The following is a 6074-nucleotide window of genomic DNA, read 5'->3' on the forward strand; positions in this document are numbered from 1 at the left end:
TGACGAAGCAGGGGGCGGAAAGGCGGTGAAAGATGCCCCTGAGCGGGTTTTCAGACACGACCTAGTAGTTGATGCTTGGGTAGAGCGGGAATTGGGCCGTCAAATCGCGCACCATACCGCGAGCCTTATCCAATGTCGCGCTGTCTTCCGGATTTTTGAGCACCAGCGCGATAACTTCCGCGATGACCTTCATCGCATCTTCGTTCATGCCGCGAGCCGTAGCCGCAGGCGTACCCACACGGATGCCGCTCGTGACGAACGGGCTCGTCGGGTCGAATGGAATCGCGTTTTTGTTCACGGTGATGCCTACTTCGTCGAGTACATGCTCGGCAGCTTTGCCCGTAATGTTTAGGCTGCGCGTATCGATCAGCATCAGGTGGTTGTCCGTGCCGCCGGATACGATGTTGATGCCCTTGGACAGAAGCTCCTCGGAGAGCACCTTCGCATTGTTCACGACGTTCTGGGCGTATTCCTTGAAGGATGGCTGCAAAGCCTCTCCCAGCGCAACTGCTTTCGCTGCGATGATATGCATCAGAGGGCCGCCTTGGGAGCCTGGGAATACGGCCTTGTCGATGGCTGCCGCCCAGGACTTGCGACACATGATCATGCCGCCGCGAGGTCCGCGAAGCGTCTTATGCGTTGTTGTCGTAACGAAATGGGCATGCGGCACCGGGCTTGGGTGAAGACCGGCTGCAACCAGACCAGCGATATGCGCCATGTCAACCATAAAGAGCGCGCCGACTTCGTTCGCGATTTGGCCCAGCTTTTCGAAGTCGATGATGCGCGGGTAAGCGCTCGCGCCCGCCACGAGCATGCGAGGGCGGTGTTTGAACGCCAGCTTGCGAACTTCTTCGTAATCGATGGTGAAGGAATCCTCTTGTACGCCGTAAGCCACGAAGTTATACAGCAAGCCGGATGCGTTAACCGGGCTGCCGTGCGTCAAGTGACCGCCATGGGCCAGGTTCATACCGAGTACGGTGTCGCCAGGCTTTAGAGCAGCCAGGTACACAGCCATGTTCGCTTGTGCGCCGGAATGCGGCTGTACGTTTACGTGCTCTGCGCCGAATAGCTCCTTGGCGCGATCGCGGGCCAGATCCTCGACGATATCGACATGCTCGCAGCCGCCATAGTAACGTTTGCCCGGGTAGCCTTCTGCATACTTGTTCGTCAATACGGAGCCCATAGCTTCAAGGACAGCTTCGCTTACGATGTTTTCGGACGCGATCAGCTCGATGTTGTCGCGTTGGCGTTGCAGCTCAAGGCCAAGTGCCTTTAATACCTCTGGATCTTGTTTACGTAGATGTTCCATAATGATGATTCCTCCTGAAATAGAATATAGTGTGATTCATTACTCGCAATGATCCGCCGATTGTTCGGCGGTTAAGACGTTTTGAGGCTGCTCATATACGGCGCGAGCGCCGCCTATTAGCTTCGGTCTGGTTATGGCCATCGTCACATGTCCCTCTCCAATGGAACGGATAGAAGGGCGTACGGGTACAGCCACCCTCTTTAAATGCATCCCAATGAACGTATCCCCGATGTCTATACCCGCATGAGCCTGAATCGACTCCACGAGACAGGGATTCGAAAGCCTGCCGTAAGCATAAGCCGCCATCGATCCTCCAGCTTTGGGAATAGGTACGGCATGCACAAGCTCAAGACCGTATCGCCGAGCCGCTTCTTCTTCCAGAACAAGCGCCCGGTTTAGATGCTCGCAGCATTGATAGGCGGGAATGAACGCAATATCTTTGCGCGCTGCCTCCACGCCCGCATATATGGCGGCAGCGGCCTCAAGCGCTCCTGCCGTGCCGATCCGCTCGCCGATTACTTCGCTGGTACTGGCGCCGATTACGAGCAGTTCGTGGGCGCGCAGGCGGCCGGCTTCGGCCAGCTCCCGGACGATGCGCTCGACATCGGCGGACCAGAGAGATGGATCGGGGATTCGCTTCTCCGTCGTCATCGTTCAACGCCTCCTACTAAGGATTCGCCCGCGCTATTAAGAGGTTGTTCAAAAAGTCCGATTCCCATTACGAAGTATACCGAGAAGCTTACTCGACATCGAATATTAAACGCAACCGAACCTAAGCGAATGCTTTCGAAGCATGTTTCCTCCGGAAACATTTCAGGTGCTCACGTAGCTCTGCTAAGCGCATGCTCCCGATGTCGTTTTCTTCGAAAACGTGTACCGCTCCTCAGTTTCTAGTTGCCTTCAATCTTCTCGGTACTGATAACCGAACTTTTTGAACTCACTATTAAGGGCGCGAGTTGAACTTTTTCTCGATCTCCATCACTTTGTTGACGCGGCCTACATGACGCTCGCCGTTGGAGAACGGAGTCGACAGCCACACCTTGACGATCTCTTCGGCTACGCCCGGTCCGATAATACGTTCGCCCATGGCAAGCACGTTTGTGTCGTTATGCTCGCGCGTCGCTTGCGCGGAGAACAAATCATGCACAAGCGCGCAGCGAATACCCGGAACCTTGTTCGCGGCAATCGACATGCCAATGCCCGTGCCGCAGATTAAAATGCCGCGCTCGGCTTTGCCCGAGACAACCGATTCGCAGACTGGCATAGCATAATCCGGATAATCCACGGACTGGCTGCAGTCGCAGCCGACATCCTCAATCTCGTGTCCAAGCGACTCCAATAACGGAACGATTACATCCTTCAAGCGGTAGCCCGCATGGTCGGCTCCAATCGCAATCTTCAATGCCAACACCTCTTCTCCAGAATTTCCTTGCCCGGTTCCTTGCACTAGGCAAATCCCCTCATGCTGTTAGTATACCTCTACGGCGGGAAAAGCTCTATCGGAGTTGTCCTGCTTTATGTTAAGAATTCGACAACAGCCGACCGCGGACGACAACCGTACAGGCAAGGCAAAGCGGCTAAGCGACAGCTTATGCATTTTTGCATCTTGAAAAAAACGAAAAAAAGAGCAGACATGCTTTTCAGCATGACGCTCTTTGCCCAGGCGACCGGCCGTATATTCCGATGCTCCACCGTGGTTACCCACTTCCGTCGCCAGTTACATCGGAAACCGTGTTTGTATATTCATCATATCTCATGGCGTGATATAAAGCAATCCGGAATTCGGAGGAAGAACGCCCGTTTTCACTTGATCAGACTCCGACCCGACAGCTTGTCGAGCAGCTTGCGGACCGCATCCTCGATCTCTCCGGAGCAGCTCTCGTAGGTGGATAACGCGCCTCCAAAGGGATCGGCGATATCAAAACTGGGAATGCTTCGCTCCAGCTCCAGCATCCGCCTGCGCTCCTCGCTCGTTAACTGCTGTCCAATCGCGCCCTTCATCTGCATGTCGGAATACAGGCTTTCGAGCTCCTCGATATTTTTCAGCACGGCGGCATCCGCCCCCGCGAACTCCTTGAGCGTATACGTCTTGTCCACCGCATCCGGATGGACATGAAGCAAGCTTCGCTTATGACCCGTGGTCATCGTCAAAATGAGATCCGCCCAAGCAACGGCCTCAGCCGTCAAAGCACGGGAGGAACCGTTATGCGCGATATCCCGTCTGCGGAGCGCCTCGAGTGCATGAGAGGAGATCGGAAGACCGTCGACGGTGGACACGCCGGCGGATCGGACGGCTACTGTTATGCCTCTCCTGGCCGCTTGCTCTCTCAGCAGCGCCTCGGCCATCGGAGAGCGGCATGTGTTGCCGGTACAGACGAACAATATTCGTTTCATCCCTGTGTTCCCCTTTCTCATTCGATTGGTATGGGCTCAGGGCCCTTCTGCGTTAAAAGACAAATAATGCGCCGAATACGAGCAAAATCGCGCCTCCTAATGCCTCGCCGTATTCGCCCAGATTGCCGCCGACTTTCCTGCCCAGCAACAAGCCCAGCATAGACATTAGCCCGCCAATCAATCCGAACAGAGTAATGGTCAGCCACAGATCCGCCGAGAACATGCCCAGCGTAATACCCACCGAGAAGGCGTCGATGCTGACGCTGAACGCAAGCACCAGCAGCCCCCAGGCCGTGCGGTGATCGAAAGACCGCACCTCTTCGCCCTTGAACGAGCTGTACATCATATGGCAGCCGAGCAGAATGAGCAGCACGCCAGCGGCAGTCGATGCAACTTGCCCCAACATATCGCTGACAAGGTGTCCCGTCATTAAGCCTCCGATCGGCATCAAGACGTGGAACAGTCCGATCACGAAGCCCAGCTTCAGAATATCCCGCACCCTGATTCCCTTAAGCCCGATTCCCAGGCCAAGCGAAAAAGCGTCAAAGCCTAGCGCCGCCGCTATGCACAACAGCGTCAGCACTTGCCCGGCAAATAGATTCGCATCTCCCAATCCAATCTCCCCTTGTCCACCGCGCATTCTCTAACCAACATATGCGGACAAGAGGTCGTTCATACTAATTCCTGGGATTTGCGAGTAGGATGCGGCCGCCTGCCGCCTTGACCATCCGATTGAGAAGCGCAGCGCCGATCCCGTCCGGGCCCGGCGTTTCCGCCCAGATCCGCTGAATGCCCGCGGCATCGAACTCGCGCAGCGCGGCGTACAGGCGCTTGGCCGCCTCCTGGGGCAACGCCTCGCTGCCCATGCCGATGACGAGATCGGCCTGGTACTGCGCCGCCCGTTCATCGAATGCAAGCACGCCGGTCGCGACACCGGCGGAACTGCAGTCCTCAACGGCATGCTGGATGGCGGCCGCCACGATGTCGCGGTCGTCGCCGCGCACCAGCGTCAGCTCGCCGCGCGGCGCATAATGCGTGTACTTCATGCCCGGTGAACGCGGGGCAGACTCCCCATGCAGTTCGTCGTCGGTTATGACGACGGCCTCCGGCAGCGCAGCCTGAAGCTGCTCCGACGTTATGCCTCCCGGTCGCAGGATGCGGACAAGGCCGTTGTCTTCCAGCTGCACGACCGTAGACTCCAACCCAACGCCGGTCGCTCCGCCGTCCACGATACCGTGTATGCGGCCTCCGAGATCCTCCAGCACATGCGCGGCCGTCGTCGGGCTGGGACGGCCGGACCGATTGGCGCTCGGCGCCGCGACGGGGCAGTCGGCCTTCCGCAACAGATCCAGCGCGACGGGATGATCCGGCATCCGGACGGCGACGGTGGACAGCCCCGCAGTCACCAGCGGCGAGAGCGCGCCTTTTTGGGCGGGCAGCACGAGCGTGAGCGGCCCCGGCCAAAAGGCCGTCATAAGTGCCTCCTCCAGCGGAGAGACGGACACCGTCAGCTCGTCGAGCTGCTCCCGGCGCGCGATATGCACGATCAGCGGGTTGTCGGAGGGACGCCCCTTGGCCTCGAAGATGCCTGCGACAGCTTCGTCACTCCGCGCATCCGCGCCGAGGCCGTATACCGTCTCGGTGGGAAAGGCCACCAGCCCGCCAGAACGCAGCTTGTCCGCCGCCGTGGAGAGCTCATCCGTTGCCGTGGAGAGTTCCCCCTTGACTGTGGTGAGCTCCTTCCTTGCCAGGTCCGTTGCCTGCGCCTTACCTCTGGGCGTATCGCCACAAGTCACGTTGCCGGGTGCGTTGCTGACCGCCGCACCGCTAATCGTATTGCCTGTAGCGTTGCTGCTCGTCGCTTCGCCGCCCGTCTTGTTGTCCGACGCGTTGCTGCCCGGCCCGTTGCCGCCAATCATATTGCTCGAAGGGCCTGATTGCCAAACTATAGTCTCGATCATCTGTATGATTCAATCCTTGCTATATTTAAAATAACCGTTGCACCGTTATTATAGCACAAGAAAAGGATTAGGCTGACACGCAGTATAAGTGCGAGTTCAAAAATCCGTTCCTTCCTCCTAAAGGACGGGTAAGACGTTATTCTTCAATAAGGATATGTATGTTTACTGTGACGGACACACAACCTGATTCGCCCTTTCGGAGCAGCATTCAATCCCCTCCCGACCCAGTCGCGGAGCTACTTCCGGAGCTGAAACCCGTAAAATTCGGTTACAGGGCGTCGCGGGGCTACTTTTGAGCTGCAAACCCGTAAAAAATCGGGTTATAGGGCGTCGCGGGGCTACTTTTGGAGCTGTAGCCCGAAAAAAGAGACTGTCGATTAAATAACCCTCAGACTATCCCGCATCGTGTT

At 57.2% G+C, this 6074-nt stretch carries 6 protein-coding genes and 1 riboswitch; all 6 genes read right to left on the reverse strand.

The window, feature by feature from the left end; all coding sequences use genetic code 11:
- Positions 1–61 precede the first annotated feature (61 nt).
- Entirely contained in the window at positions 62–1309 is a 1248-nt protein-coding gene (gene glyA / locus PAT3040_RS08055) for a serine hydroxymethyltransferase (protein WP_143810351.1), read from the reverse strand.
- A 39-nt stretch (positions 1310–1348) separates the two neighbouring features.
- Entirely contained in the window at positions 1349–1960 is a 612-nt protein-coding gene (locus tag PAT3040_RS08060) for a TIGR01440 family protein (RefSeq protein ID WP_108992204.1), read from the reverse strand.
- Positions 1961–2252: 292 nt separating this feature from the next.
- Positions 2253–2711, reverse strand: coding sequence for a ribose 5-phosphate isomerase B (gene rpiB, locus PAT3040_RS08065; RefSeq protein WP_087570017.1), 459 nt, complete (start codon positions 2709–2711; stop codon positions 2253–2255).
- Positions 2712–2959: 248 nt separating this feature from the next.
- A riboswitch (ZMP/ZTP riboswitch) is annotated at positions 2960–3040 on the reverse strand.
- Positions 3041–3112: 72 nt separating this feature from the next.
- Entirely contained in the window at positions 3113–3703 is a 591-nt protein-coding gene (locus tag PAT3040_RS08070) for a low molecular weight protein arginine phosphatase (protein WP_087569918.1), read from the reverse strand.
- A 52-nt stretch (positions 3704–3755) separates the two neighbouring features.
- Positions 3756–4316: a manganese efflux pump MntP gene (locus PAT3040_RS08075; RefSeq protein WP_179215718.1), complete on the reverse strand. Its 561-nt coding sequence runs from the start codon at positions 4314–4316 to the stop codon at positions 3756–3758.
- Between the two features lie 64 nt (positions 4317–4380).
- Complete coding sequence (locus PAT3040_RS08080; protein ID WP_258234896.1) at positions 4381–5664, reverse strand: L-threonylcarbamoyladenylate synthase; 1284 nt, start codon at positions 5662–5664, stop codon at positions 4381–4383.
- Positions 5665–6074: the final 410 nt, after the last annotated feature.

Origin of the sequence: Paenibacillus agaridevorans (assembly GCF_003112455.1) — a bacterium.
Classification (GTDB): Bacteria; Bacillota; Bacilli; order Paenibacillales; family Paenibacillaceae; genus Pristimantibacillus; species Pristimantibacillus agaridevorans.

What these genes read in the sequence shown, in the direction of transcription:
- glyA (WP_143810351.1), bottom strand. Translation starts at nt 1,309, where the DNA reads ATGGAACATCTACGTAAACAAGATCCAGAGGTATTAAAGGCACTTGGC.
- PAT3040_RS08060 (WP_108992204.1), bottom strand. Translation starts at nt 1,960, where the DNA reads ATGACGACGGAGAAGCGAATCCCCGATCCATCTCTCTGGTCCGCCGAT.
- PAT3040_RS08070 (WP_087569918.1), bottom strand. Translation starts at nt 3,703, where the DNA reads ATGAAACGAATATTGTTCGTCTGTACCGGCAACACATGCCGCTCTCCG.
- PAT3040_RS08080 (WP_258234896.1), bottom strand. Translation starts at nt 5,664, where the DNA reads ATGATCGAGACTATAGTTTGGCAATCAGGCCCTTCGAGCAATATGATT.